Genomic DNA, 26,983 nt, shown 5'->3' on the forward strand with positions numbered 1-26,983 from the left:
TGCGCGCAACGACAACCTGACGGCGACGGAATTTCCATTTTTCGGTCCTTTTCGGCGTCGACCGCGGCAGCCCGCTGCAACTGCCGCTTGCGCAGCGCACGCGGTTACCGTGTTTCGCGGCTGATGCGCCACAGTGCGCGGCTTTCGGAGGACCTGATTTGAGTGGCGACGCCGCGCAGGGCGATCAAGCCGGTCGATCTTCGCCGGCTTCAAATGATGGCAATTGCCGGACGCTGGCTGCCACCGCGGCGGCCCAGTGACGGTAGGCAGGCTCGCCGGGATGGAATCCGTCCGGAGCGAGGAAAGACGGATCCCGGGGATAGTTCAGGGAGACCACGGCACACCGCCCGTCACGGCCGGCAAAGCGCAGGAGCTCGTCGTTGAAACGCCGGGCGCGCAGGCCGACACACCATCTCAAGGGCTGCGGCAAGGCGGTGAAACGGTGCATCGGCGGCAACGCCGACAGCAGGATGTGCCGGACGCCGAAGGCCGATTCCAGCAGATCGAGCAAGCTGGCCAATTCCGCGGTCCACTGCCGGGTTCGCCGGCCAGTAATGACGTCATTGACGCCGATCGACACAATCGCCACGTCGAAGCGCCCGCCGGCGACGCCATCGAGTCGTGCAATGAGGTCGCGGGTGGTGACGCCCGATTCCGCATGGAGTTGCCAACTCACCTTGAAATCCGGCATCAGTTCGTCGACGAGGCAACCTGCCAGGGCAGTCGCCTGCGATGAGGCGCCCACCCCGGCGGCGGCGGAGTCACCAAGGATCAGCAGCTTGAGCGATGGTCCGCTACCGCTCGCACCTGAACGGCTTCCCGGCGCTTCCGGCAACCTCGGTGTCACCCGGCGGACATGCACGCCCTGCACGAAGAGCAGTGGCGAGAGTACCAGGGTGGGAAGCCAACTCAGCAAACCGTTCATGGGCGGGAGTCTATGGGTGATGCCGGCGAAGCCGGACGCCGACGCTCTGATTCATGTGAAAGGGGTTCAGCTTGTTGCCATTCCGGTTGCAAATACGTCGCATGGAACACCGCGGAGCGCTGGAACGAGCCTGACGCGCGGCAAAGCGCAGACCTTGTAGTCCGGGAGTAGCTTCATCAATTGACGAGCTCACCAGACCGGATCGGTCATTCGACCGGCACGAACAGTACCGTACCCTAGCTGCGCCAGGACCTTGCGCTTGCGACGCGCTGTCAGCCAGGATGGCAATCGCCACACCTCCCCGCTTGCCCGGCTCACGACGACCGCCGGGGAGGTCCCCGTCTTGCTGGTTTCCGGGCGACCGGGCGGGCCCTTGGCGCCACGGGGCTGCCCTTCGTTTCCGGTATTGCCTTGGCCCGGCCGCCGCCGGCGACCTGCGGCTTGAGCGGCTTCCTGAATTTCCTGACGGGCAGGGCTGCGGCGGCGGTCAGCGGCACCCGATGGTCGGGTGCGAAACCCGCCTCCTCGCTTCTCCGGAGCGTTTCCCTGAGCAGTGCCTCGATCGCCGCCAACTGGGCGACTTCGTCGGCGCAAACCAGCGAAATCGCCTCGCCGCTGGCGCCGGCGCGGCCGGTGCGGCCAATGCGGTGGATGTAGTCCTGGGCGACGATCGGCAGATCGAAGTTGACCACCAGAGGCAGATCGTCGATATCGAGTCCGCGGGCCGCGACATCGGTGGCCACCAGAACCTGCACTTCGCCCGCCTTGAAACTCTCGAGCGCCCGCAGGCGCGCCGGCTGCGGCTTGTCGCCGTGGATCGAGTCGGCAGCGATTCCTTGCCCGAGAAGGGTTGCCACCAGTTGGTCGACACCTTTGCGCGTCTTGACGAAAACCAGCACCTGACCCCAGCGCCTGCTCCTGAGCAGGTGGCAGAACAGTTCCGGCTTGCGTCTCTTGTCGACCGGTATCGCCCATTGCCTGACACGCCTGGGCGCAGTGTTGCGCGGGCTGGCTTCGACAATGACCGGATCGTTCAGAATCGTGCCCGCCATGTCGCGGATGGCATCGGCGAAGGTCGCCGAGAAGAGCAGGGTCTGCCGTCGCCGCGGCAGGGCGGCGAAAACAGCCTCGAGTTCCCGGGAAAAACCGAGGTCGAGCATGCGATCGGCTTCGTCCAGGACGAGGATCCGGAGCTGGCCGAACCTGAGCGCGTTCTGCCGATGCAGGTCGAGCAGGCGGCCTGGCGTCGCGACCACGACATCCATACCCTTGCGCAATTGCATCATCTGCGGATTGATGCTGACTCCGCCGTACACCGCACAGGTGCGTAGCGGCAGATGCTGTCCATAGGCGCGGATGCTTTCACACACCTGCTCGGCCAGTTCGCGGGTGGGCACCAGCACCAGCGCGTGCACGGAGGTGCTGGCCACCGGCAGCCCCTCTTCAGCCAGCCGCTGCAGCAGCGGCAGGGCAAAGCCGGCTGTCTTGCCGGTGCCGGTCTGCGCCGCCGCCAGCAGGTCGCGCCCGCCGAGGACGGCGGGAATCGCCTGCACCTGAACCGCTGTCGGAACTTTATAGCCCAGCCCGACGAGCGCCCGCAGCAATGGATCAATCAGACCGAGGCGGGCAAAGCTCATGGGCTACGGTTCCAATCTGAACAGGCGAACGCCAAGGCTGTGCATGCCTTACTCGCCGCCCTTGCGCCGCCCGGCCTTCAGCGACGCGTGCCGCGACTTGCTTTCGAGACGCTTGGCAACGGAACTTCGGGTCGGCCTGGTCGGTCGGCGTTTCCTCGGCAGCTCGGCGACACCGGCAACCATCTCATGCAGTCGGCGCAACGCTTCGCCGCGATTCTTCTCGAGACTGCTGAATTTCTGCGCCTTGATGACGATCACGCCATCCTTGCTGATGCGCTGGTCGCCAAGCTTCAGGAGGCGCTCGCGAATCTCCTCCGGCAGCGACGAGGCAGCGATGTCGAAGCGCAGATGCACCGCATTGGCCACCTTGTTCACATTTTGCCCGCCAGCGCCTTGCGCACGGATCGCGGTGATTTCGACTTCCTCGACAGGGATGGTCAGACTGCTGCGCATGTGAGGTACGCCCGAAACGGTATGGTCATCTGTAGCGAGCGCCACCTCAGGAGCGGCGACGTCTGGCCTCGAACAGGCAAACCCCGGCGGCGACCGAAACATTGAGACTTTCCACGGTCCCATACATCGGGATGCGTACCAGCTGGTCACAATTCTCGCGCGTCAGGCGGCGCATGCCCTCGCCTTCGGCGCCGAGCACCCAGGCCGTCGCCGGTAGCCACTCGGCGGCGTAGAGATCGCATTCCGCCTCGCCGCTGGTGCCGATCACCTGGATGTCACGTTCCTTGAGTTCGCGCAGGGTCCGCGCAAGATTGGTGACCATCACATAGGGCACGGCTTCGGCGGCGCCGCTGGCCGCCTTCAGCGCCACGTCGGTCAATCCCGCTGACCGGTCCCTGGGCGCAATGACGGCGTGAACTCCCGCTGCGTCGGCAACGCGCAGGCAGGCGCCGAGATTGCGCGGGTCGGTGACGCCGTCGAGCACGAGCAGGAAGGCGGGTTCTTCAAGCGTGTCGAGCACATCGTCGAGATGCGCCACCTGGCGCCCGCCTTCGACACGGGCAATGACGCCCTGATGCCGTGCGCCCGGCGCCATGCCGTCGAGGCGCCGGCTGTCGCCGGCAATGACCTTGACTCCCTGCAACTCGGCATGCGCGAGCAGATCACGGGCGCGCGCATCGTGGCGTGCGGCATCGACAAAGATTTCCTTGACGGCATCGGGATCGTGACGAAGCTTGGCGGTGATGGCGTGGAAGCCGTAGATCAGGCGTGACGACATGAGTACTCGCGATGGATTGGAATCGCGATTCTACCGTGCCACAAAGCCGGCCATAAGAACTGAATGCTGGAGGGGACAATGATCAGGACATTGCTGGATGGGAACCGGCGCTTTGTTACCGAGGTTTTCTAGTAGGACAGGGACTACTTCACCGACCTCAGCCACGAGCAGAACCCGACCGTGCTGTGGATCGGCTGCTCCGACTCGCCGGTGCCGGTGAACACTATCACCCAGACCAAGGCCGGTGAGGTGTTTGCCCAGCGCAATGTCGGCAACATCGTCGCGACCAACGACTGGAATCTCTCCGCGGTGCCGGGATTCTCGATCAACCACCCGCATATCTCCGAGATTGCCTCCTGCGGCCATTACGGCCGCGATGGCATCCGCGCTCTCGATGGCGATATCAAGGCATGCTTTGCGTCACGACCGGGAGAATCTAGCGTACTGCTGCCGAGTCACCACCACGACAAAGAGCCATTTAGCGCATTCCACTCGTTATGCCCTGCCAGCCGAGAGTGCCGAGCAAACCGACGCTGGCCTTTTCGACGAACTGCACGATCCTGCGTACGACCTCCTTGCCCGTTTCACCCAATCGTGCAAAAAGGTCAGGTCGCGCAGGCTCGACCTGCCATCAGCAAGGTGGGCGCAACCCGCAACACGCCTGTCTCCCGAGCAAACGCAACTGCTCCTGCCCGCTTCAGATGATTTTCACGATGCCGCTTGGCAGAATTTGCATATCAATTGCCAGGTTTGTCTTCTTCATCCGCTGGATCACCCTGTCTGGACATCACGATCTGTTTGAGACCGACGTAGGGTGGAGGTGATGCGGAAATGTCTCCCGGCGCGCCTGAACTTTCTTCCAGCTTGGCAATGTGAGCCTTCTGGAGTTCATTATCCCTTTCGAGTTCTTCGATGCGCCGCTTCTGGCGCGCCACCAGCCATTGACGACGCAGGGTGGCCGGTGTCGTCAGCAACGCAACCATGGTTGCGCCCATCGCGACGGCCAGCAAGAGCACCATGGCAAGCGAACCGTCGAAGCGCCACAGCAGGAAATTGACGGTCACGGGAATATTATTCTGCATGGCAAAAAAGACGCCGGCAATGGCCACAAAGATAGCGGCGATGATCGTCAGTTGCATGATGCCTCCTTAAGGTCCGACTGCCTTCTGTCCATTCGTTGCTGTGCCTTCAACCTTGGCATTAACATGCGCCACGGTAACCAATGCCGACGAGATCAAGATGACCAGAACAACCGTTCCGCTGAGGTAGCTTGGTAATGACAGCACTTCTTTGGCGCTGAGGTACAGCAACACGGTTATCAGGCCGCGAGGGGCGATCCACGCCAGGGAACCGGCCAATTCATTCCCGCTTAGTTTCAACATGGCAATTCGCCCCGAGTAAACCACGCTCAACACCAGCGCGGCAGCCATCCAGGCGCGGGGTGAGGCAAGATCGGACAGATCGGTCCAGTAACCGAGGAGAATGAAAAAGAAACCGCGCACCGCGAATGTGAGTTCCCGTACCAGAGTCTTGAATTCATTCAGGGTGGCCTCGTAGCTTTCGTCCATCCAGCCACGCAGAGGCCGCCAGCGCGTGATCAGCGTCGGATTGTTCAGCACCAGGCCGAACAAAAGCACCATGATGAGCGGGGACAAGTGCAACAGCCTGCCGGCGGCATAGAGCCCAAATAGCCCTGCGAGCAATGGAATGAACCGGACATGTCCATCGATGCGCATCAGCACCAGAACCAAGCCCACGGAACTGACGACAGCCATCAAGAACGAGAGCGCGCCGCCACCCAGCAAACTCATCACGATGCCGCCGATGGTGCCATCGGAATTGACCAGCGCAAAGAAAATGAGGATGCCCAGAATGTCAGATAACGAACTTTCGTAAACCACGAACTCTTTGCCGTGGTCGGGAAGGAAATGGCTGCTCGAGATGGCGATCGCACTGCTGATGACGGCAAACGGTATGGCGAGGATCGTCGCCTGGAAGAGAGTAAGCGGTAGCGCCAGCATAGCCAAGGCGGCGAATACCATGACGCAAAGCACGAAACCGGCAACGGCCATTGCGATAGCCCCCGCGGCCATCTTGATGCGATCCCGGCGCAGTTGGATGTCAAGCGCCCCTTCCAGAACGATCAAGATCAGCCCTATCGTACCGACGACCGGAACCGTGATTCCAAGCCCGTCGAGTGCGAACCCAAAGGAGGCCAGCAGGGGCTTGGCGAAGAACCCGAGTGCGACCAGCACGATCACGGCAGGCAGACCAAGTACGCGACTAAGTCGCTCGACGCCGAAAGCGGCAAGCAGAAAGACCGAGGCGATAAGGATCGCGGGATAGGTCATTTGACGCCTGGCTGGAGATGTTGATCGAAAATCGGTGACGAACGCGGACCCATCATACGAATGATCGCATGCGCATGCCACCTTTGCCATCCTGCTTCACTTCATACATCAGTTTGTCCGCCAGCCTGAGCATTCTCGCGAAATCGTTATCCGGCTTTTCAAAACATGCGACTCCGACGCTGGCGGTAACCGGTGCAAAGGTCGTCAGGGCCGTCCCCACGGCCGCCACAATTTTGTTGCTTGCCTCTGTTGCCGCATTGCAATCGATTTCAGGCAGGACAACGCCAAACTCGTCACCGCCGAGCCGCGCCACCGTGTCGGTGGTACGGAGGGTTTTCCTCAATGCGTCGGCAACCGACTTCAGTGCCGTATCGCCCACATCATGACCGCGACTGTCGTTCAGTTGCTTGAAGTTGTCCAGATCGAGAAAGACAACCGCCACCGGGTGGTCATAACGTAGCGCTCGCCCTACCTCGGAATGCCCGGCTTCGAGAAAAGCGCGCCGGTTCATGAGCCCGGTAAGGGCGTCATGCGATGCCAATTCGATTTCACGTTGCAACAGCGTTCGTATCCGTGCGGTCAAATAGGCGACGAAACAATAAGTGGCCATCCGGACAGAGCCGTTCAAATAAACTATCTGAATTTCGCGAGGCCCTTGGTACGACAGCACGTCAGTAGCAGCCCACATAATGACAGCCAGCGCGGCTGCAGCTACCCCGTGACTAAAACCGCACACCCATGTTACGAAAAAGACCGGGATAATCGTAACAGAGGCAAAAGCATACTCTGTATCGGTAGAGTGACGGAGAACACCAAGAATTACGATTGCCAGCGCTGCGACAGCCCAGGTGACAAGCAGTTTCCCGCGCACCAGGAGTTTTTTGAGGATATCCATATGGCAATCAGAGTGAACCCAGATTTCTGGGGATGGGTGCAGGTTGCTATCAGGCAATAATAGCCGCATTGTTGCTATCCATGGCATCGTTGATTTGGAACGACCTGGATGATCGGCGCAGGGCACGGCAGTTTATTGTTCTCGGCCTCAAATTTGAAGTGCAACGCTGGAAGGGAACGCCATGAAGAATTCGCATTCAAGCCCGAACGCTTCCGCCACCAGGTATGGCAAGCCGCTTTGCTCGATATGCGGGGCCACGACGAGCGCACGGCAATACCACAAGCTGGCAGACCGCTGGATTTGCGAGTACTGCTTGTTTGAATCCCGCAAGCAACTAGCTGGTCTGGTCGACAAGCATCCCTACGAAGATTTTGTCGAATCGCTCGCCGCCGCACTTGACCTTCGAGAGAGCGAAACCGGCTTGCACTCCAAACGAGTAGCCTCGCATACGCTGATCCTCGCACGTCATCATTATTCAGACGCGGCAATACTCCGTGAAATATACTGGGGCAGCCTGCTTCATGACATAGGCAAGATCGGTGTACCCGATGCGATACTTTTGAAGCCAGGGCCGCTGTCGGAAGCGGAATGGCAGGTGATGCGCCTTCATCCTGAATATGGCAGTAGTATTCTGGAGAAAGCTCCCTTCCTTTCTCTTGCCAGGCAGATTGTTCTCTGCCACGAGGAAAGATATGACGGCTCGGGTTATCCGCAAGCGCTGAAGGCAGAAGCCATTCCTTTGCCCGCTCGCTTGTTTGCCGTCATCGACACTCTCGATGCCATGACGTTCGATAGACCTTACCGAAAAGCGCTCCCGTTTGACGCGGCCAAGGCGGAAATCCTCAGGATGTCCGGCAGTCAGTTCGACCCGGTTGCGGTAGAGTCCTTCCTCAAGGAAGAGCAGTTGCTCAGGGAAATGACGGCCGTGGATCGTCTCGACGGAGGGCGGACGGACTGATTTCGACTGCGTCGGTAGGCTGACCAACCAATTGTTTATCAACGGGCACCGCCCACGCTGTTGCGGTCAACCCCTTGATCGGGCTGTTTTCCGCGGCGGCTTGTCGTCGACGAGAACGAAGTCGATCTTGTTGGTTTCGAGGTCGGCGCGCACCAGCCTGACGCGCACGCGATCGCCGAGACGGAAACGCTGCCCGGTGCGCTCGCCGAGCATCTGGTGCTTGATGTTATCGAACTGGAAGTAGTCGGCGCCCAGTTCCGAGACGTGCACCAGACCTTCGATGTAGATCGTGTCGAGCGCCACGAAGATACCGAAGGCAGTCACCGCCGAAATCGTGCCATCGAATTCCTCGCCGATGCGCTCCTTCATGAAGAAGCACTTGAGCCAGTTTTCGACATCGCGCGTCGCCTCGTCGGCCCGGCGCTCGGTCGCCGAACAGTGCAGGCCGATGTCGTCCCAGTTTCCCGCCGGCGTGTACTTCGCGCCGGCGAGCACGGCCTTGATGGCGCGATGGACCAGCAGGTCGGGGTAACGGCGGATCGGTGAGGTGAAATGCGTGTAATGCTCGTAGGCCAGTCCGAAGTGGCCGACGTTGTCAGGGCTGTACAGCGCCTGCTTGAGCGAGCGCAGCATCACCGTCTGCAGGAGCTGAAAATCCGGGCGCTGCTTGACCTGCTCCAGCAGGACGGCGTAATCCTTGGCCCGCGGATCGTCACCACCACCCAGTGCCAGCCCGAATTCGCCGAGGAAGGTCCGCAGGTTCTTGAGCTTTTCTGCCGACGGGCCCTCGTGGATGCGATAGAGGCAGGTCTGCTTGTGACCGGCAAGGAAATCCGAAGCACAGACGTTGGCAGCCAGCATGCATTCCTCGATGATCCGGTGTGCGTCGTTGCGCACGACCGGAACGATATTCTCGATCTTGCCCTGTTCATTGAAGACCATCTGGGTTTCAGTGGTCTCGAAGTCGATCGCCCCACGCTCCCCGCGCGCCGCGTGCAGGGTCTTGAACAACTTGTAAAGATTGAGCAACTGCGGCTGCAACCCGATGTGAAAGTCCGTTTCCGGTTGCGCCGCGCCCGACAGCCACGACCATACCTGGTTGTAGGTCAGCCGTGCCTGCGAGCGGAATGCCGCCGGGTAGAATCGGTACTTGCCGATCACGCCGCCAGCACCAATTTCCATGTCGCAGACCATTGCCAGCCGGTCGGCTTCGGGGTTCAGCGAACAGATGCCATTGGAGAGTTTTTCCGGCAGCATCGGAATCACCCGGCGTGGAAAATAGATCGAGTTGCCGCGCTCCATCGCTTCCGCATCGAGCGCCATGGCAGGCTGAACGTAATGCGATACGTCGGCGATCGCCACCACAAGCCGCCAGCCACGGCTCCTCTTCTCGCAGTAGACGGCATCGTCGAAATCGCGCGCCGTCTCGCCGTCGATGGTCACCAGCGGCAATCCGCGCAGATCCTCGCGTCCCACGAGATCGGCCTTTTTGATACTGTCTGGCAGCGCCTGGTTCTCATCCAGCGCTGCTTTCGAAAACTCGAACGGCAGATCGTGCTTGCGCAGCGCAATTTCGATCTCCATGCCCGGATCGGCATAATTGCCGAGCACCTCGGAAATGCGCCCAATCGGCTTCGAGAACTTGCTCGGCTGCTCGATGATGTCGACCATGACGACCTGCCCGGACTGCGGGCGGATCTTCGGCCGCTTCTCCGGCGGCACCAGGATGTCCTGGGCAATGCGCTTGTTCTCCGGCACCACGAAAACCAGGCCGTGCTCGACGAGCACCCGGCCGACGACGCGGGTATTGGCGCGCTCGGTGACTTCGACGATGCTGCCCTCGGGGCGTCCCTTGCGGTCGATGCCGGTGAGTCGCACCAAGGCGCGGTCACCGTGCAGCGCCTTGGCCATCTGGTGCTGGTCGAGAAAGATGTCCGCACTGCCGTCGTCGGGGATCAGGAAGCCGTAGCCGTCCGGGTGGCCCTGTATCCTGCCCGGCGTCAGGCTGGCCCGCTCGGGCAGGATATAGGCGCCTTTGCGGTTGCGCATCAACTGGCCTTCGCGTTCCATGGCGCCGAGCCGGCGCTGGAACATCTCCTGCTCGGTTACGGTGATGTCGAGCAGTCCGGTCAATTCAGCGAACGTGACCGGACGACCTGCGTCAGCCAATACCTGCGAGACGTATTCGCGTGACGGGAGAGGTAGGCCATAACGGGCCGCTTCGCGCTCGAAGAAGGGGTCGGCACGGCGGATTGCCGATGGCTTTTTCCTTGACATGCAATTCACTTTCTTTATAATCAGCCGCTCTTCGCACCTGTGCCCAGGTGGCGGAATTGGTAGACGCACTAGTTTCAGGTACTAGCGCCGCAAGGTGTGCCGGTTCGAGTCCGGCCTTGGGCACCAGCGATCTTGATGGAAGGCCTTGTCTCGACAAGGCCTTTTTTCATTTTCGCGGCAATTTCCCGGTCGACCGCAACCGGCCGCCAACAGTTCAGCAGCGATTGTCTCACAGGGCGAAACACCGGCCTGTAACAATTCCTCACATTTCCGCCCTGCCCCGCCGTCATCGGCCAGCGCCCCACTGCGTTACTTGGCTTATGAAAACGACCATCATCTCACTCTGCGGCGCACTCTGCATCGCACTCGGAACTTCCAGCCCGGCACTGGCCGACAACGGACACGACCGCAGCTATTACCGCCCGGTTCCCCGGCAATACGGCCACGGCGACTACCGGCCGGCACCCCCCCGATATGACCACGACCACCGTCGTGGCTACGGCTGGGCCGGCCCGGCCGCCCTGCTGGCGATCACCGGCATCGCCGCCGGAATTGCTGCCTCGACTTACTACGCGCCGGCCCCGGCCTACGTCTCGCCCCAGCCGGCCTATGTCGCCCCGGCAGCCGGCTACTGGAACTATTGTGGATCGGCCGGACAGTACTACCCAAACGTCGATTACTGCCCCGAGGGCTGGCAACCGGTCCCCGCCCGCTGACCGACACGGGCCCGTCGACTGAACACCGGCAAGGCGATAGAGTGCGCTGTTGTCGCCCCGATGCCGCCCTGCTGCCCATGCGCCGACTGTTGATCTTCTGGCTCTTCATTGCCTGCTCGCTCCCGGAAATTGCCGGCGCCGGACAGGCCTATCCGTTCTCGATAAGCGCCGAACGCAGCGGCGCCGGCAGCGACCTGATAGCCCGGAATCGCGGCCCGGCGCCGGTATCGGTACGGCTGATACTGAGCGCGATGGACAACGTCAGTACCACCCAGCCGCTGCCCGTCCATGCCGTCGTCCGCCCCTACAGTGAAGTGCTGCTTCTGCGGATCCGCCCGACCTACCCGGGACGCGGCCTGCGCTTCTCGACGCAATCGACTTTCAGCGTCGGCAGCTTCCACGCCATCCCCGACCCGCGTGCCACCTATCGCCTGCCCTTCGCCAACGGGCGGAGCTTCGTCATCAGCCAGGCGTCTGGCGGTCCGCTGACCACCCACACCACCGATGACAGCGAGCATGCCGTCGATTTCACGATGCCCGAGAATACGCCCGTTGTCGCCGCCCGCGATGGTGTGGTGATCGAGACTGAAGCGGCAAACCGCTTCGGCGGCAACGATAAGGTGCTGCTGGCCAGGGCCAACTACGTCCGCATCCTGCATGCCGACGAAACCGTGGCGACCTACGCTCATCTGGCGCCCGGCGGGGTCCGCGTGCGTCCGGGAGATAAGATAAGGGCCGGAACCGTCATCGGGCTTTCGGGCGCCACCGGCTACACTTCCGGCCCGCACCTGCACTTCGTGGTCCAGAAACTGGTGCGCAGGAACGAAGGGTTTGCGATGGTTTCGGTGCCCTTCCGCTTCTTTGTCGGCGATCCGCCCTACGTCTTCGAGCCGAAGTTCCGCCAGTTGGCGACGGCCGACTATGCGACGCCCGGCAAGGCACCGCCGCTTGCCAACGCCCCACAGGAAGTCGTCTTGGGGGATGATGGGCGGGTCTTTCAGGCCCGTTCGCCGCGCCCCGGAGGTCAACGAGCCCGTGGCTCAAATCCCCTCGTGGGACAACCGCCGCCGGGCGGCACTGGCCAGTGATTACTCGAAGGGATGCTGCCTGAGAATGGTCTCGTCGCGTTCGGGACCGGTCGAGATGATGGCAACCGGCACCTGACAAAGCTCCTCCAGACGATTGAGGTAGGCCTGGGCATTGGCCGGCAGATCCTGCCAGCGCTTGGCGCCGAAGGTCGTTTCCGACCAGCCGGGCATCGTTTCGTAGATCGGCTCGCAACGAGCGACTTCGTCGGCGCCTATGGGCAGCAGATCGAGGACCTTGCCGTCAAGCCGATAGCCGTTGCAGATCCTGAGTTCCGCGAGGCCGTCGAGCACGTCGAGCTTGGTGATGCACAGCCCGGTCAGGCCGTTGATGCGGCCGGAACGACGCAGCGCCGCGGCATCGAACCATCCGCAACGGCGCTTGCGCCCGGTGACCGTGCCGAACTCCCTGCCGACCTGCGACATCTGATAACCCGGCGCGCCGGCGGTGTCGATGTCGAGTTCACTCGGAAAGGGACCGCCGCCGACACGGGTGCAGTAAGCCTTGGTAATGCCCAGCACATAGTGCAGCATGCCGGGACCAATGCCGGCGCCTGCGGAAGCCTGACCGGCAACGCAGTTCGAGGATGTCACGAACGGGTAGGTGCCGTGGTCGATATCGAGCAAGGCGCCCTGCGCGCCCTCGAACAGCAGATTCTGGCCGGCCTGGTTGGCCGCGTAGAGTGCCGCCGAGACGTCGGCCACCAGCGGGCGGATCTGCTCGGCGTCGGCCATCGCCTGATCGAGCACCATTTGATAGTCGACTGCAGGTGCCTTGAAATACTCGGTCAGCACGAAGTTGTGATAGGCGAGGACTTCCTGCAGTTTCCCGGCGAAGCGCTCCGGGTTGAACAGGTCATACACGCGCAGGCCGCGCCGCGAAACCTTGTCCTCATAGGTCGGTCCGATACCCTTGCCGGTCGTGCCGATCTTCTGGTCATCTGCCTTGGCGTCCTCGCGCGCCTTGTCGATGGCGGAATGGTAAGGCAGGATGATCGGGCAGCCGGGGCTGATCTTGAGGCGCGAGCGTACTTCGATGCCCCCTTCTTCGAGTTTGGCGATTTCGGCCAGCAGGTGGTGGATATCGAGCACCACGCCGTTGCCGATGTAGCACTTGACCCCGTCGCGGACGATGCCCGAGGGCACCAGATTCAGCTTGTAGACCTGTTCACCGACGACCAGGGTGTGCCCCGCATTGTGCCCGCCCTGAAAACGCACGACCCCCTGCGCATGGTCAGTCAGCCAGTCGACGATCTTGCCCTTTCCTTCGTCACCCCACTGGGTGCCGACCACGATAACGTTCTTGGCCATGTCTAGTCCTCTTGTATTGCTTCGATGATCCAGCGGGCGCCGACCTGTGCGAGCTTTCTGTCGCAGACCGGCCCTTCGCAGGCGGTTTCCCCTGGCAGCAGCTCGACGACGATTTCTCCCTGCTCGCGCAGCGCGGCGATGTGTGCGGCAAGTTCTTGATCATGCGCGGCACGCGGCGCCAGGATGGCCCGCGACAGCTTCCCGGCCGGCGCCAGGCGCGCCACTTCGCGCAGATCCATCGAGAAGCCGGTCGCCGGACGCGCCCGTCCGAAGACCTTGCCGGCGCCATCGTAGCGGCCGCCCAGCGCGACGGCTGCCGGATAGTCGGGGCAGTAGGCGGCGAAGACCACACCATTGTGATAGTGATAACCGCGCAGATCGGAAAGATCGAGGGAAAACGGCAGGTCTGAAGCCTGTGCCACGAGATGGCTCAAATCCGCGAGCGCTGCGGCGATGGCCGGGAGTACCGGCAGTTCGGTGGCGGCGCGGTCAAGCAATTCGACGCCGCCGTAAAGTTGCGGCAGTCGCCGCAGGGCTTCCCGGATGGGTGAAGGCACTTCGGCGCAAGCTTCGACCAGCCCTGGAACATCTTTGGCCTGCAACAGGCCGCGAACCGTCTCTTCGGATTCCCGTGGCAGCCCGGCCGCTTCGGCCAGGGCCCGGAAAATGCCTACATGGCCAAGATCGATGCGATTGACCGGCACCTCAATCGTCGCCAGCGCGCCTGCCAACAGGCGAATCATCGCCAGGTCGGCGGCAATGCCGGCATGGCCGTAGAGTTCGGCGCCGATCTGCAACGGCTGGCGGCTGGCCGAAATACTCGCCGGCAGGGTATGCAGCACGCTGTCGCAGTAGCACAGACGGGTCACTCCACAATGGTTGAGCAGGTGCGCATCGATGCGGGCGGCCTGCGGCGTGATGTCAGCGCGAACGCCCATGGTGCGCCCGGAAAGCTGGTCGGCCAACTTGAAGGTGCGCAGGTTGAGATTCTGCCCAGCCCCGGTCAGCAGCGACTCCAGGTATTCGAGCATCGGCGGTATGACGAATTCGAAGCCGTGACCGCGAAAATGGTCGAGCAAGGTCCGGCGCAGGCACTCTATGCGTTCGGCCTCGGCGGGAAGCGCATCGGCCATGTATTCGGGCAACAGCCAGTTCATGAGAAAACCATGAGCAGAATCAGGCCGATGATCATCGAAGTGAGGCCGATGAAGCGTATCTGCCCGTCCGTAAGTTGGACGAGGCGGCGGAAGGTCTCACGCCAGGCAGCCGGCGCGACGAAGGGCATCAGGCCTTCGAGCACCAGCATCAGCGCGAAGGCCAGCAGCAGCGTCGAGGTCATTTGCCCTTGTCGTTGCCGCGCCCGGTACCCTTCATGTACTTGAAGAATTCGGAATTGGGCTCGACGACCAGCAGGTCGCTCTTGTTCTGGAAGCTACCGCGATAGGCTTCCAGGCTGCGGTAGAAGGCATAGAATTCGGGGTTCTGGTTGAACGCCTGAGCATAAATGGCTGTTGCCTGGGCATCGCCCTCCCCCTTGATCTTCTGCGCATCGCGATAGGCGTTGGCAACGATGACTTCGCGCTGGCGATCGGCATCGGCACGAATCTTCTCGGCTTCCGCTGCTCCTTCCGAACGTAGCTCGTTGGCGACGCGCTTGCGTTCAGCCTCCATGCGCCGATAGACCGCCTCACTCACTTCGTTCGGCAGTTCGACCCGCTTCAGGCGTACATCGACGATCTGTACGCCGATCTTGCGCGCATCGGCATCTGCCTTGACACGCATGTCTTCCATGATCTGATCGCGCTCGCCGGAAATCACGTCATGCACCGTGCGCTTGCCGAATTCTTCGCGCAAGCCGGCGTTCACCGTCTGGTTCAGGCGGGTCTTCGCGCGCGCTTCGTCGCCACCCACCGATACGTAGTAGAGCTTGGGATCGACGATACGCCACTTGACAAACGAATCGACCAGCACGTTCTTCTTCTCGGACGTGATGAAGCGTTCCGGATCGTTGTTGTCGAGGGTAAGGATGCGCCTGTCGAAATAGCGGACATTCTGAATCATCGGGATCTTGAAGTTCAGACCCGGCTCGGTGATGATCCGCTTGACTTCACCCAACTGGAAAACCAGCGCGTACTGACGTTGATCGACGGTAAACATCGACATGGCGACCACGGCCAGGACGGTGACGGCAACCACCGCCAGCAAGTTGAATCTCGAGTTCATCAACGGGCCTCCCGGTCACGAGAACGCAGGGCAGGCTCGCGCGCACGGCCTTGACTGTTCAGGGAATTGTCGAGCTGGGGTGGTGATTCATTGGAGGTCGCCGGCGCCGGCCTAGCCGGTGCCTGGGGCGCCGCGACCGGGTCGGAAGCGACTGGCGAGGCGGCAGCAGCGGCGGCGCCCTGCATCAACTTGTCGAGCGGCAGATAGAGCAGATTCCCCTGCCCCTTGGCATCGATCATGACCTTGCTCGTATTGGAATACACCTGTTGCAGGGTTTCGAGGTACATGCGCTGACGCGTCACCTCCGGCGCCTTGGCATACTCGACCTGTACCTGTTTGAAACGCGAGGCATCGCCCTCGGCGGTCGATATTACTCTCTGCTTGTGACCGCTGGCTTCTTCCATCAGACGCGCCGACGTTCCCTTGGCCCTGGGAATGACATCATTGGCATAGGCCTGGCCTTCGTTCTTCTGACGCTCGCGGTCCTGGCCGGCCTTGACCGCATCGTCGAAAGCGGCCTGCACCTGCTCTGGGGGCTGGGCATTCTGCATGGTAACCTTGGAAATCAGGATGCCGCTCTTGTAGCGGTCAAGAATCTCCTGCATCAGTTGGGCGGCCTGTGCAGCGATCTGTTCGCGACCCTCATAGAGAACGAAGTTCATTCGACTCTTGCCGACAATTTCACGGACAGCCGACTCGGCGGCACCCATGACCGCATCTTCTGGATGACGATTGTTGAACAGATACTCGCTCGGGTCCTTGAGGAAATACTGAACCGCAAATTGAATATTCACGATGTTCTCGTCATCGGTCAGCATCAGCGCCTCTTTCAGGACCTTGTTGCGCTCGCTGCCGCGGTAGCCGATTTCCACCGTTCGCACGCCGGTCAGATTGACCAGATCGACCGACTGGATGGGATAAGGAAAGCGCCAGCGCAGGCCTGGCTCGGTGGTTTCCTTGTAACTGCCGAACTGGAGCACGATGCCGCGTTGCGAGGCATCAACGATATAGAAGCCGGAAGCCAGCCAGATCACGACCGCCAGTGCGGCAAGCAGGCCGACGCCACCACCGAGGAATTTCGGATTGAAGTCGATCTGCGGCAGGCGCGGCCCGTTGCCGCCACCGCCGTTATTGCCGCCTCCGCCGCCCTTTTTGCCGAACATTCCGTTGAGCCTGCGGTTGAAGTCGCGCCACAATTCTTCGAGGTCGGGCGGCCCCTGATTGGGCCGGCGCGGTCCACCGCCGGGCTTGTCGCCGTCGTCACTGCCACGGTTGCCCCATTGCGGGTCGTTGAGAGACATGAAAATTCCTAGTGTCGGGATCATGTGATTTGGGGTCAGCTTATGTATTCGGGTTGGGCATCGCGAGCGGCGGCCGCCAGTTCGTTGTCGAGAGTTTCTGCCTTGGCCAGAGCATATTCGGCCAGGGAATCACGCAGCAGTTCCAGGCCCTCGCCTGACCGCGCACTGACTCGAACGCGCGAAATACTACCATATTCGTCACGCTCGACTCCAGGCGCGGCTTCGGTCAGGTCGATCTTGTTCCAGATTACCAGCTGCCGTACCTTGCTGGCGCCGATTTCCTCAAGAACCTTGTTCACCTCGAACATTTGCTCGTCGCGGGCATGGCTGGCGCTATCGACGACATGGAGAAGCAAGTCGGCAAAGGCAGCCGCTTCCAGCGTCGCATGGAAGGCGTCGATCAGCGAATGTGGCAGATCGCGGATGAAACCGACGGTATCGGAAATGACGACGTTGCCGGCACCCTCGATCCACAACCTGCGTGACGTGGTATCGAGCGTCGCGAAAAGTCGATCGGCGGCAAAGACTCCGGCATGGGTCAACGCGTTGAATAGTGTTGACTTGCCGGCATTGGTGTAGCCGACCAACGACACATTGAGCACGTCGCCGCGCTGCCGCGCCTTGCGTTGCACGCCGCGCTGCCGCGACAGCTTCTTCAGGCGCTCCCTGAGCAGCTTGATGCGGTTGCCGAGCAGACGACGGTCGGTCTCGAGCTGCTTTTCTCCCGGTCCGCGCAGGCCGATACCTCCGCGCTGGCGTTCGAGGTGAGTCCAGCCGCGCACCAGCCGGGTCGACAAGTACTCGAGCTGGGCCAGCTCGACCTGCAGCTTGCCCTCGGCGCTCGCGGCGCGCAGGGCGAAAATGTCGAGAATCAGGCTGGTCCGGTCGATCACGCGACAATTGAGTTCGCGCTCGAGATTGCGTTCCTGCGCCGGCGACAGCTGATGGTTGAAAATCACCAGATCCGCCTCGCCGGCCGCCAGCATGGCGGCGATCTCCTCGACTTTGCCCTTGCCGGCGAAAGTCTTCGCGTCGGGACTGTGGCGCCGACCGAATACTTCGGCAACGACCAAGCCACCCGCCGATTGGACCAGCAGCCGCACTTCATCAAGCTGATCCGCGAGATCACCCTGGCCGAAATCAAGCTGAACGACCACCGCCCGCTCACCGGCCGTGGGACGTTCATTCATGGGAATTTCCGGGAGAAGGAAGCACAGGCCCGCCGCACGGACGGGAAATTGAAGATGCGCTTATTATTCAGCCGCCTGTTCTTGCTGGAGGCTGACCGGACGGGAAGGCACCACAGTGGAAATCGCGTGCTTGTAGACCATCTGGGTAACCGTGTTCTTGAGCAGCACGACATACTGATCGAAAGATTCCACCTGACCCTGCAACTTGATGCCATTGACCAGATAGATGGAAACCGGGACGTGCTCGCGACGAAGCGCGTTGAGAAAGGGGTCTTGGAGCAATTGCCCTTTGTTACTCATGTTGGGGACTCCATGCGGTCATGTTGTTATGAGGTGCCTAATGTACCCAAATTTGCCTTGGGATGCCAAGTTATTTACTTCTTGTTATTGTCCGCAAAGGGATTCTTGCTGGTGACGAACTGGATGCGCAATGGTGTGCCCTGCAGTTTGAAAGCTTCGCGAAACGTGCTCTCCAGGTAGCGCCGGTAGCTGTCCCCGATCTGGTCGACGGCATTGCCATGGACTACAATGATCGGTGGATTGGATCCCCCCTGGTGGGCATAACGCGGCTTCGGCCGGAACATGCCGTGCCGCGGCGGTGGCTGCCGGGCCACCGCATCGGCCAGCACGCGCGCCAGGCGCGGCGTGGACATCTTGGCCATCGCTGCGGCATAGGCGGCATTGACCGAGCGGAACAGGGCCTCGAGTCCGACATTCTGTTTGGCCGAAATGAAATGGAATTTCGCGAAGTCGAGGAACTTCAGCTTGTGCTGGAGAATGGTGCGGGTCTGCTCGCGGGCATAGGAATCGAGCCCGTCCCACTTGTTGACGGCAACCACCAGTGCCCGCCCGGACTCCACAATGAAGTCGGCGATGCGGGCGTCCTGGTCGGAAACGTCAGCCTGCGCATCGACCATCAGGATCACGACATTGGCATCCTCGATGGCTTTCAGCGTCTTGACTACCGAAAATTTCTCGATCGACTCGAACACCTTGCCGCGCTTGCGCATGCCCGCGGTATCAACGAGCACGTACTGACGGCCGCCGCGTTCGAAATCGATCTCGATCGAATCGCGCGTCGTCCCCGGCGCATCGAAGGCGATGACGCGCTCCTCGCCGAGCAGGGCGTTGATCAGCGTCGACTTGCCGACGTTCGGGCGACCGACAATGGCGACTCGCACCGCTGCGGATTTCTCTTCGTCCTCTTCCGGCTCGGGAAAGGAGGCAAGGGCCAGGTCGACCAGATCGCGGACCCCCTCGCCGTGGGCGGCGGAAATGGCATTTGGCTCGCCGAGGCCGAGTTCGTGGAAATCCGCCTCGACCATCCCGGATTTCATGCCTTCCGCCTTGTTGACCGCAACCACCACCGGCCGCGCCGCGCGGCGCAGTTTGTCGGCGATTTCCTTGTCGAGCGGAGTCACGCCGGAGCGGCCATCGACGACGAAAATCACTGCATCGGCCTCGGCGATGGCCTGTTCAGCCTGGCGCGCCATCTGGCGAACGATACCGTCCTTGGCCAGCGGTTCGAAACCGCCGGTATCGACCACCAGGTAGGGCTTGCTTCCCAGTCTTCCGTGCCCGTAATGGCGGTCGCGCGTCAGCCCCGGCAAGTCGGCGACGAGGGCGTCCCGCGACCGTGTCAGGCGATTGAACAGCGTCGACTTGCCGACATTGGGCCGACCGACGAGAACGAGGGTTGGCTTCATCGCGCCTCGATCGCGCTGACATTGCCGCCGCCAGTCTGCACCAGGAAGCTCGTGCCCATCGTCTGGATCGGTGTCCGAATCGGGGCGCCATCGGTCTTCTGGCGCGCCACGAAGCTGCCGTCGTCACGCGCCAGAAAATGGACAACTCCCTCGGCATCGCCGACGGCGACCACGCGACCCTGGACAGCCGGACCGGAAACGCGGCGATTGAGCAACTTGTCCTGTTTCCACAAACTGGATCCGGAGGTGCGATCGAGCGCATGGACGGCACCGCGCTCGTCGGTGACGAAAAGATAGCGGTCGCTGAGCGCCAGTCCCGCAGCGGAGGAAATGTCGCGTGCCCAGAGCAACGCGCCGCCCTGCCCCATGTCGAAACAGGCGACGCGGCCCTGGAAGGCCACCGCGCAGATCTGCCGTCCGTCGATCGCCGGGACCGAGACGATATCGGCAACGCGATCGAGTTCAGTCGCCCCCTTGGGCGAAGCGACGGGCCCTTCCCAGACCGCCGCGCCGTTCTGGATCGCCAGGGCGACCAGCTTGCCGCCGGGAAACCCGACGAAGACGAAGCGGTCGGCAAATACCGGCGGCGCTGCGCTGCGCAGCGCAAGCGTCGGCGTCGACCGCTGATAGACCCATTTGCGGCTACCGTCACCGGCGTCGAGCAGAACCACGCGATTGTCGCCGCTCTTGACGACGACACCATCGGCCCCGACCGCTGGCGCCGCCAGAACCTCACTCGACACCTTGGCGGTCCACCGCGGCTGACCGTCGCTGGCGGCGAATGCCAGGACATCGCCCTTGCCAGTCGCCACCACCACGAGTCGGGAATCGGCTCCGACGCCTGCCGACAGTTGTTGGCCGGCGTTTATCGTCCACTCCTTGCGCCCATCAACCAGCTTGCTGATCTCGCCATTGCGGGCGGCAACGAAGACCGCGTTGTCGACCACCGCCGGCCTGAAGATGTAGTTGCCAGCCTTGCCGATGCTCGCCGACCATTGATCGCGAACGTTGATGGTCGGGCTGACCGGTTCCAGCTTCGCCATCTTCGGCCCCGATGAAGCGAAGGGGTTGATCGAATCGAAGGCGTCGGACATCGTCGAGCATCCGCCGACGAACAGGCTGGCGCAAGCCAGCAACGATAGGAGACGTGAAGTCATCATGCCGCCTCACCCAGGTTGTCGAGCTTCTGCTGCAACAGTTCCCGGCCGGCGCCGCCACCCCTGCCTTCGCGAACCTCACCCTTGTCGAGAGCCGCCTTGTAGGCGGTGCGCGCCTCGGCCTTTTTGCCCGAAACGGCCAGCACGTCGCCCTTGAGTTCGAGGAAGCGGGTGGCGAAGGCCGCGGCATGCGCCGCCTCGAGCTGCTTGAGAGCATCGTCGTAGGCCTTCTCGTCGAGAAGCACCGAGATCAGCCGCAGGCGGGCCAGATCCTTGATTTCGTCCCTGCCGTTTTCGGCCGCCCAGGTCAGCTGGGCCTTGGCCGTCTTCAGGTCGCCGGCCTCGAAGGACTGACGGGCGGCAACGAGCGCGCCCAGCGCCGCGTAGCTAGTGCCGCCGAATTTCTCGGCCAGCTCGCCGGCTGCCGCCTTAACTTTCTGCGCATCACGCGCCGCGACCGCCTGTTCCAGCACGCCGAAGATGGCCGAGGCCTGAGCCGACTGGCTGCGTTGATGCCAGTTCCAGCCCTGCCAGCCGATTACCGCCAGCGACGCGGCGACGACGATGCCGGTCACCAGGTTGCCGTACATTTTCCACCAAGTCTTGATGGAGTCTATCTGTTCCTGCTCTTCGAGGTCGTAATGAGCCATGCGCTTATTCCTCTTCGTCCGAATCGATCAATTGCCCGATGATGGCTTCCGCCAGATCATCGACCTTCAGTTTCAACTGCGCGCCACCTTCCTCGCGCAAGGGCTTGAGCTGCGCCTCGCCGGTCGCCGCCTCGTCATCGCCGATGATGACGGCGAAGGTCGCGCCGCTGCCATCGGCCTTCTTCATCTGCGACTTGAAGCTGCCGCCGCCGCAATGCAGCAATACGTCGATACCCTGGTCACGCAGACCTTCGGCAACGCGAAAGGCGAGACGCGCGGCATCGTCACCCTGATGCACCAGATAAACATCGGGCGCCGGGCCGGCCGGTTCGCCGCCAGCCTCCTTGATCAGCGCGATCAGGCGCTCGATGCCCATCGCGAAGCCGCAAGCCGGCGCCGGCTTGCCACCGAGCTGGCCAACCAGTCCGTCGAAGCGCCCGCCAGCACAGACCGTACCCTGGGCACCGAGGCGGTCCGTCACCCACTCGAATACCGTCAGGTTGTAATAATCGAGGCCGCGCACCAGGCGCGGGTTGATCTTGTAGGGCAACCCGGCATCGCGCAGGATGCGCTGCACCCCCTCGAAATGCGCCAGTGACTCGGCGCCGAGAAAATCGATCAACTGCGGCGCGGCGGCGCACAGCTCCTGCAACGCCGGGTTCTTGGTATCGAGGATGCGCAGCGGATTGGTGTACAGGCGGCGCTTGCCGTCTTCGTCGAGCAGATCCGCGTTTTCCTCGAAATAGGTGACCAGTGCCGCGCGGTGCAGCGCGCGCTCCTCCGATTGGCCGAGACTGTTGAGCTGCAGTTCGATGCCATCGAGCCCGAGTTCGCCCCACAAGCGGGCGCCCATCAGGATCATTTCAGCATCGATGTCCGGCCCCGCATAGCCGAGCGCCTCGACGCCAACCTGGTGAAACTGGCGATAGCGCCCCTTTTGCGGGCGCTCGTGGCGGAACATCTGGCCGAGATAATAGAGCCGCGCCGGCTGGCGGGCGATCAGGCTGTGCTCGATCACGGCGCGCACGCAACCGGCCGTACCTTCCGGGCGCAGGGTCAGCGCCTCGCCGTTCAGGCTGTCGATGAAGGAGTACATTTCCTTCTCGACGATGTCGGTCACTTCACCGATCGCCCGCTTGAAGAGCGGCGTCGGCTCGACGATCGGCAGGCGGATCGGCCGGTAGCCGTAGCTTTTCAGCCACGAGCGGACGATTTCCTCGAACTGTTCCCAGAACTCGGCCTCGGCGGGCAGGATGTCGTTCATCCCGCGCACGGCTTGCAGCGCCTGACTCATGCTTGCAGTTTCTTCTTGTAGGTGCGCTGGACGTAGCGCTCGATGATGTCCTTGAATTCGCTGGCGATATGGTCGCCCTTGAGCGTGACGGTCTTCTCGCCATCCTCGAAAACCGGTGCCGACGGCGCCTCGCCGGTACCGGGCAGCGAGATGCCGATGTTGGCGTGCTTCGACTCGCCCGGCCCGTTGACGATGCAGCCCATGACGGCCAGCGTCATGTTTTCGGCGCCGTCATAATGTAGTTTCCATTCCGGCATCCTGGCGCGAACGAATTCCTGCACCTCGCCGGCCAGTTCCTGGAACAGGGTGCTGGTCGTCCGCCCGCACCCGGGGCAAGCCGCAACCATCGGCGTGAAAGCACGCAGTCCCATGGTCTGCAGGATTTCCTGGGCGACGATGACTTCCTGCGCCCGCGAACCGCCCGGTTCCGGCGTCAGCGAAATACGAATCGTGTCGCCGATGCCTTCCTGAAGCAGGACGGCAAGTGCTGCGGTCGACGCGACAATTCCCTTGGAACCCATGCCGGCCTCAGTCAGGCCGAGATGCAGCGCGTAATCGGCACGCCTGGCCAGTTCGCGATAGATGGCGATCAGGTCCTGCACGCTCGAGACCTTGCACGAGAGAATGATTTTTTCGCCGGCCAGCCCGACTTCCTCGGCCCTGGCCGCCGATTCGAGCGCTGACGTCACCATCGCCTGGCGCATGATCGCGGTGGCATCCAATGGCTGCGGTCGACGCGAATTTTCGTCCATTATTCGTGCCAGCAGGCTCTGATCGAGACTGCCCCAGTTCACGCCGATGCGCACCGGCTTGTCATACTTGCAGGCCAGCTCGACCATCTGTGCGAACTGCTCGTCCTTCTTTTTGCCGAAACCGACGTTGCCGGGATTGATCCGGTACTTGGCCAGCGCTTCGGCGCAGGCCGGGTTGTCGCTCAGCAGACGGTGGCCGTTGTAGTGAAAATCGCCGATCAACGGCACGGCACAATCCATGCGGTCGAGATGCTCGCGGACTTTTGGGACCGCCGCCGCCGCTTCCTGCGTATTGACAGTGATGCGTACCAGTTCCGAACCGGCGCGCGCCAATTCGGCGCACTGCAGCGCAGTGGCCAGATAATCGGCAGTATCGGTATTGGTCATCGACTGGACGACGACCGGCACGCTACCGCCCAGCGGCACGTGGCCAATCAGGCAGCTGCGGGTCAGGCGTTTGGCCACAGCGGTCAACAGCTCACTCCAGCACCAGGCGGGCGATTTCACCCTTGGTATGCGGCGCCAGATCGACCGTCTGGCCGCGCCAGAACAGTTTGACGCCCGGCGCGTTGCCGATGACCAGTGACAGCGGCCCGTGGCCGCCGATGACCTGTTCCGAACCAGCCGCGCCGAGTTGCGAAAAGACGATCTTGTTGTCGCGGTCCCGAACCTCGACCCACGAATCGCTGGCGAAGACGAAGCGCAGGGGCGCATTCTCGGTGCGCACCGCACCAGGGGCGGCAAGCGGCGCCGGCGCCATTTCCGCAGGCGCCTGGGCTTGGGGATTCATGACCTGCTGCTGCGTCGAACCCGGCGGGAATACGGGTTCGCTGGATGCTGCCGGCGGAGAACCGGTGGCAGGTGTCGGCACGGGTTCCTTGTGCGATACTGAATCGATCAGCCCCTGAACACGCTCGCGCAGCGCCGCCAGGTCGTTGGGCAACAGCGCATAGGCCAGCACCGCCAGCGCCACGAAAACCAGACCGGAAACGACCAGTGGCCGGTTGCGCCGGTGCTGGCCGCTCGGCATCGCGGTTGGCCGGCCCCCGGGCACGTTCAGGCTGTCGGCCGGCTTGCCCAAGGTGTCGTCGAGCTGGTCCATCAGCGGCGCCGGGTCGATTTGCAACAGACGGGCATAATTGCGCACGAAGCCGCGAATGAAGGTCTGGCCCGGCAATCCCTGCCAATTGCCATGCTCCAGCGCCTCGACCTGGCGCGGGCCGAGCTTCAGGGCCAGCGCGACATCGTCCACGGTCATCTGGCGCATCTCGCGGGCCAGACGTAAACGGGCGCCAACGCCCGGAAGAATCCCGCTGCCCGTCTCGCTCGTCCCGGCAGTCGATTGATCGGATCTGAATGGCTCGGTCATTCAAAATTCCCCTTGAGAAAGGCCTGATATTCCTTCGATGTCAGATAGCGGCCGCGCAACTGCGAGGCGTAATTGCCCTCGCCGGCCTTGTTGCCCAGCTTGCGCTCGAGGCGAACGCCCAGCCAGAGTGCTTGCGGCGTCGGTGGTTCCATCGCCTTGATCGCCTCGCCCAGATAGACTTTCGCCTCGTCCAGATTGCCGCGCTGATAGAGCAGTTCCGCGAGTTTGTAGCGGGTTGCCGGAGCGGAATCCCTGGCAAGGCGCAGCGCCTCCAGCAGATAATTCTGCGCCCCGTCCAAATCCCCGGCCTTCATGGCACAACCGCCCGCGTTGGCGTAAGCGACCTCAGGCGTTTCGTAGAGCGGATCCTTCAGCGCATTCAGGAAGTACTGGATCGACTGCCGCGGCTGACCGATTTCGCAGAGGAACCAGCCGTAGTTGTTATTGACGTCCGGATTCTTCGGGGCGATATTGAGCGCCCGCCGGAAATCGTCCTCGGCTTTGGCGTTTTCCTTGAGCTGGGCGTGGACCAGGCCGCGCACGCTGAGTGCCTGAACATTTTCGGGATCCGCCTCGAGGGCAATGCGGGTTTCCTCGAGCGCCACCGCCATGTTGCCGGCCTGATAATAGGCGGCCGCCAGTTCGGTATGAATCTTGGCGCGGTATTTCGGGTCGACTGGTCTGGCTTGGGTCGTCTCCGGCTCCGGGACACTGACCGTCCCGCCGCCAGTATTGACGCCGGGGTTCGTCACCGGGGGAATCGTGATCCAGTCCATTTTCTGCTGGGCATGCGCGGATAGCGCGCAGCATGCGCCAAGGCAAAAAGCCAGAACCCTTCTGTTCATCATCGATCCACCCATGGTCTTGCCTCCTGAAGGGGAATGATCCGCCCGGCACTGCGCCGGGTCTTGTCCAGCACCTGCCCGGCCAGCTGACCGCAGGCGGCGTCGATGTCGCCTCCGCGCGTCTTGCGCGTCGTGGTGACGATGCCCGCCCCCATCAGGATGTCGGCAAAACGCCGTACCCGCTCGGCCGGCGAGCGGCGGAACGGGGAACCGGGGAAGGGGTTGAAGGGAATCAGGTTGAATTTGCAATACACGGTCTTGACGAGCGCCAGCAGTTCGCGGGCGTGGGCATCGCTGTCGTTGATGCCGTCGAGCATGATGTACTCGAAGGTCATGAAATCGCGTGGCGCCTTTTCCAGATAACGCCGGCAGGCCGCCATCAGTTCCTTCAGCGGATACTTCTGGTTGATCGGCACCAGTTGGTCGCGCAACTTGTCGTTCGGCGCATGCAGCGACACTGCCAAGGCCACCGGACATTCGTCGCGCAGGCGGTCCATGACCGGCACCAAGCCGGAGGTGGAAACGGTCACGCGACGCCGCGACAGACCATAAGCATTGTCGTCGAGCATCAATTTGAGCGCGGCAACCGAATTCTCGAAATTGGCGAGCGGCTCGCCCATGCCCATCAGCACGACGTTGGAAATGACCCGTTCATCGCCGTGGACCGCACCCATCGCCTTGTTGGCGAGCCACACCTGGCCGATGATTTCCGCCACCGTCAGGTTACGGTTGAAACCCTGCTTGCCGGTCGAACAGAAGGCACAGTCGAGCGCGCAGCCGGCTTGTGTGGACACGCAGAGCGTGCCTCTATCGTCTTCGGGAATGAACACCGTTTCGACGGCATTGCCGTTGCCAACGTCGATCAAAAACTTGCGCGTGCCGTCGTCCGACATTTTGTCGGAAACGACTGTCGGTGGCGCGACGACCGCCTGCGCCTTGAGCTTCTCGCGGAGGCTTTTGGCGATGTCGGTCATGGCAGCGAAATCCGCCACGCCGGAACGATGGATCCAGCGCAGCACCTGCTTGGCGCGGAAGGGCTTCTCACCCTGTTCCGCGAACCAGGCAGTGAGGCCTTCCGCATCGAAATCCAGCAGATTGACGGTCATGCAG

Annotated in this window: 26 protein-coding genes, 1 tRNA gene and 1 pseudogene; 5 read left to right on the plus strand and 23 right to left on the minus strand. The window is 62.3% G+C overall.

Going from position 1 to position 26,983, the window contains the following annotated elements:
- Positions 1-184 precede the first annotated feature (184 nt).
- The 4 genes from IPP03_07305 to rlmB form a co-directional block, all read right to left on the minus strand.
- Positions 185-925, minus strand: coding sequence for an SGNH/GDSL hydrolase family protein (locus IPP03_07305; protein MBL0352459.1), 741 nt, complete (start codon positions 923-925; stop codon positions 185-187).
- A gap of 314 nt (positions 926-1,239) precedes the next feature.
- A complete protein-coding gene (locus IPP03_07310; protein MBL0352460.1) occupies positions 1,240-2,562 on the minus strand; it encodes a DEAD/DEAH box helicase in 1,323 nt (440 codons plus the stop codon).
- A 48-nt stretch (positions 2,563-2,610) separates the two neighbouring features.
- Positions 2,611-3,015, minus strand: coding sequence for an aminoacyl-tRNA hydrolase (arfB, locus tag IPP03_07315; protein ID MBL0352461.1), 405 nt, complete (start codon positions 3,013-3,015; stop codon positions 2,611-2,613).
- 46 nt (positions 3,016-3,061) lie between these two features.
- Positions 3,062-3,793: a 23S rRNA (guanosine(2251)-2'-O)-methyltransferase RlmB gene (rlmB, locus tag IPP03_07320; protein MBL0352462.1), complete on the minus strand. Its 732-nt coding sequence runs from the start codon at positions 3,791-3,793 to the stop codon at positions 3,062-3,064.
- Positions 3,794-3,871: 78 nt separating this feature from the next.
- On the opposite strand from rlmB, the pseudogene IPP03_07325 reads away from it, so the two are divergent.
- A pseudogene (locus tag IPP03_07325) lies at positions 3,872-4,498 on the plus strand (hypothetical protein).
- A gap of 32 nt (positions 4,499-4,530) precedes the next feature.
- Here the strand turns inward: IPP03_07325 and IPP03_07330 are convergent.
- From IPP03_07330 to IPP03_07340, 3 genes are read right to left on the minus strand one after another with little or no spacing between them, the layout of a single operon-like run.
- Positions 4,531-4,932 (minus strand): DUF1049 domain-containing protein, encoded by a 402-nt coding sequence (locus tag IPP03_07330; GenBank protein MBL0352463.1) that lies wholly within the window; start codon positions 4,930-4,932, stop codon positions 4,531-4,533.
- 9 nt (positions 4,933-4,941) lie between these two features.
- Positions 4,942-6,144 (minus strand): sodium:proton antiporter, encoded by a 1,203-nt coding sequence (locus IPP03_07335; protein MBL0352464.1) that lies wholly within the window; start codon positions 6,142-6,144, stop codon positions 4,942-4,944.
- A 52-nt stretch (positions 6,145-6,196) separates the two neighbouring features.
- Complete coding sequence (locus IPP03_07340; protein MBL0352465.1) at positions 6,197-7,039, minus strand: GGDEF domain-containing protein; 843 nt, start codon at positions 7,037-7,039, stop codon at positions 6,197-6,199.
- Between the two features lie 181 nt (positions 7,040-7,220).
- On the opposite strand from IPP03_07340, the gene IPP03_07345 reads away from it, so the two are divergent.
- A complete protein-coding gene (locus IPP03_07345) occupies positions 7,221-7,997 on the plus strand; it encodes an HD-GYP domain-containing protein (GenBank protein MBL0352466.1) in 777 nt (258 codons plus the stop codon).
- A gap of 66 nt (positions 7,998-8,063) precedes the next feature.
- Here the strand turns inward: IPP03_07345 and rnr are convergent, their stop codons facing one another.
- A complete protein-coding gene (gene rnr, locus IPP03_07350) occupies positions 8,064-10,274 on the minus strand; it encodes a ribonuclease R (GenBank protein ID MBL0352467.1) in 2,211 nt (736 codons plus the stop codon).
- Between the two features lie 41 nt (positions 10,275-10,315).
- Between rnr and IPP03_07355 the strand changes: the two genes are divergently transcribed.
- The 3 genes from IPP03_07355 to IPP03_07365 all read left to right on the plus strand — a co-directional run bounded on the left by IPP03_07355 (position 10,316) and on the right by IPP03_07365 (position 12,078).
- Positions 10,316-10,400, plus strand: a tRNA-Leu gene (locus IPP03_07355).
- A gap of 194 nt (positions 10,401-10,594) precedes the next feature.
- The gene (locus IPP03_07360; GenBank protein MBL0352468.1) at positions 10,595-10,990 is read left to right on the plus strand and encodes a hypothetical protein; all 396 of its coding nucleotides are present in this window, start codon (positions 10,595-10,597) and stop codon (positions 10,988-10,990) included.
- Positions 10,991-11,031: 41 nt separating this feature from the next.
- On the plus strand, positions 11,032-12,078 hold the full coding sequence (locus IPP03_07365; GenBank protein ID MBL0352469.1) for a M23 family metallopeptidase: 1,047 nt from the start codon (positions 11,032-11,034) through the stop codon (positions 12,076-12,078).
- On the opposite strand, the gene IPP03_07370 is transcribed toward IPP03_07365, so the two are convergent.
- The 15 genes from IPP03_07370 to rlmN form a co-directional block, all read right to left on the minus strand.
- Complete coding sequence (locus IPP03_07370) at positions 12,079-13,386, minus strand: adenylosuccinate synthase (protein ID MBL0352470.1); 1,308 nt, start codon at positions 13,384-13,386, stop codon at positions 12,079-12,081. It lies immediately after the preceding gene.
- Between the two features lie 2 nt (positions 13,387-13,388).
- Positions 13,389-14,543 (minus strand): ATP phosphoribosyltransferase regulatory subunit, encoded by a 1,155-nt coding sequence (locus IPP03_07375; protein ID MBL0352471.1) that lies wholly within the window; start codon positions 14,541-14,543, stop codon positions 13,389-13,391.
- The gene (locus IPP03_07380) at positions 14,540-14,725 is read right to left on the minus strand and encodes a DUF2065 domain-containing protein (GenBank protein ID MBL0352472.1); all 186 of its coding nucleotides are present in this window, start codon (positions 14,723-14,725) and stop codon (positions 14,540-14,542) included. Before IPP03_07380 ends, IPP03_07375 begins: the two co-directional genes overlap by 4 nt.
- Positions 14,722-15,609: a protease modulator HflC gene (gene hflC, locus IPP03_07385; protein MBL0352473.1), complete on the minus strand. Its 888-nt coding sequence runs from the start codon at positions 15,607-15,609 to the stop codon at positions 14,722-14,724. The genes IPP03_07380 and hflC overlap by 4 nt, the downstream gene beginning before the upstream one ends.
- Positions 15,609-16,910: an FtsH protease activity modulator HflK gene (gene hflK, locus IPP03_07390; protein MBL0352474.1), complete on the minus strand. Its 1,302-nt coding sequence runs from the start codon at positions 16,908-16,910 to the stop codon at positions 15,609-15,611. The genes hflC and hflK overlap by 1 nt, the downstream gene beginning before the upstream one ends.
- Positions 16,911-16,945: 35 nt before the next feature.
- Complete coding sequence (gene hflX, locus IPP03_07395) at positions 16,946-18,100, minus strand: GTPase HflX (GenBank protein ID MBL0352475.1); 1,155 nt, start codon at positions 18,098-18,100, stop codon at positions 16,946-16,948.
- Between the two features lie 63 nt (positions 18,101-18,163).
- Entirely contained in the window at positions 18,164-18,400 is a 237-nt protein-coding gene (gene hfq / locus IPP03_07400) for an RNA chaperone Hfq (protein MBL0352476.1), read from the minus strand.
- Between the two features lie 74 nt (positions 18,401-18,474).
- Positions 18,475-19,806, minus strand: coding sequence for a ribosome biogenesis GTPase Der (gene der, locus IPP03_07405; protein ID MBL0352477.1), 1,332 nt, complete (start codon positions 19,804-19,806; stop codon positions 18,475-18,477).
- Positions 19,803-20,963: an outer membrane protein assembly factor BamB gene (gene bamB / locus IPP03_07410; GenBank protein MBL0352478.1), complete on the minus strand. Its 1,161-nt coding sequence runs from the start codon at positions 20,961-20,963 to the stop codon at positions 19,803-19,805. Before bamB ends, der begins: the two co-directional genes overlap by 4 nt.
- A complete protein-coding gene (locus IPP03_07415; GenBank protein ID MBL0352479.1) occupies positions 20,963-21,613 on the minus strand; it encodes a tetratricopeptide repeat protein in 651 nt (216 codons plus the stop codon). Before IPP03_07415 ends, bamB begins: the two co-directional genes overlap by 1 nt.
- Before the next feature lie 4 nt (positions 21,614-21,617).
- Entirely contained in the window at positions 21,618-22,907 is a 1,290-nt protein-coding gene (gene hisS / locus IPP03_07420; GenBank protein ID MBL0352480.1) for a histidine--tRNA ligase, read from the minus strand.
- Complete coding sequence (gene ispG / locus IPP03_07425; protein MBL0352481.1) at positions 22,904-24,133, minus strand: flavodoxin-dependent (E)-4-hydroxy-3-methylbut-2-enyl-diphosphate synthase; 1,230 nt, start codon at positions 24,131-24,133, stop codon at positions 22,904-22,906. The genes hisS and ispG overlap by 4 nt, the downstream gene beginning before the upstream one ends.
- Positions 24,134-24,137: 4 nt before the next feature.
- The gene (locus tag IPP03_07430; GenBank protein MBL0352482.1) at positions 24,138-25,028 is read right to left on the minus strand and encodes a helix-turn-helix domain-containing protein; all 891 of its coding nucleotides are present in this window, start codon (positions 25,026-25,028) and stop codon (positions 24,138-24,140) included.
- On the minus strand, positions 25,025-25,888 hold the full coding sequence (pilW, locus tag IPP03_07435) for a type IV pilus biogenesis/stability protein PilW (GenBank protein MBL0352483.1): 864 nt from the start codon (positions 25,886-25,888) through the stop codon (positions 25,025-25,027). The genes IPP03_07430 and pilW overlap by 4 nt, the downstream gene beginning before the upstream one ends.
- Positions 25,873-26,979, minus strand: a complete 1,107-nt coding sequence (gene rlmN, locus IPP03_07440) for a 23S rRNA (adenine(2503)-C(2))-methyltransferase RlmN (protein ID MBL0352484.1) — start codon at positions 26,977-26,979, stop codon at positions 25,873-25,875. The genes pilW and rlmN overlap by 16 nt, the downstream gene beginning before the upstream one ends.
- Positions 26,980-26,983: the final 4 nt, after the last annotated feature.

This window comes from Candidatus Dechloromonas phosphoritropha, assembly GCA_016722705.1.
Classification (GTDB): Bacteria; Pseudomonadota; Gammaproteobacteria; order Burkholderiales; family Rhodocyclaceae; genus Azonexus; species Azonexus phosphoritrophus.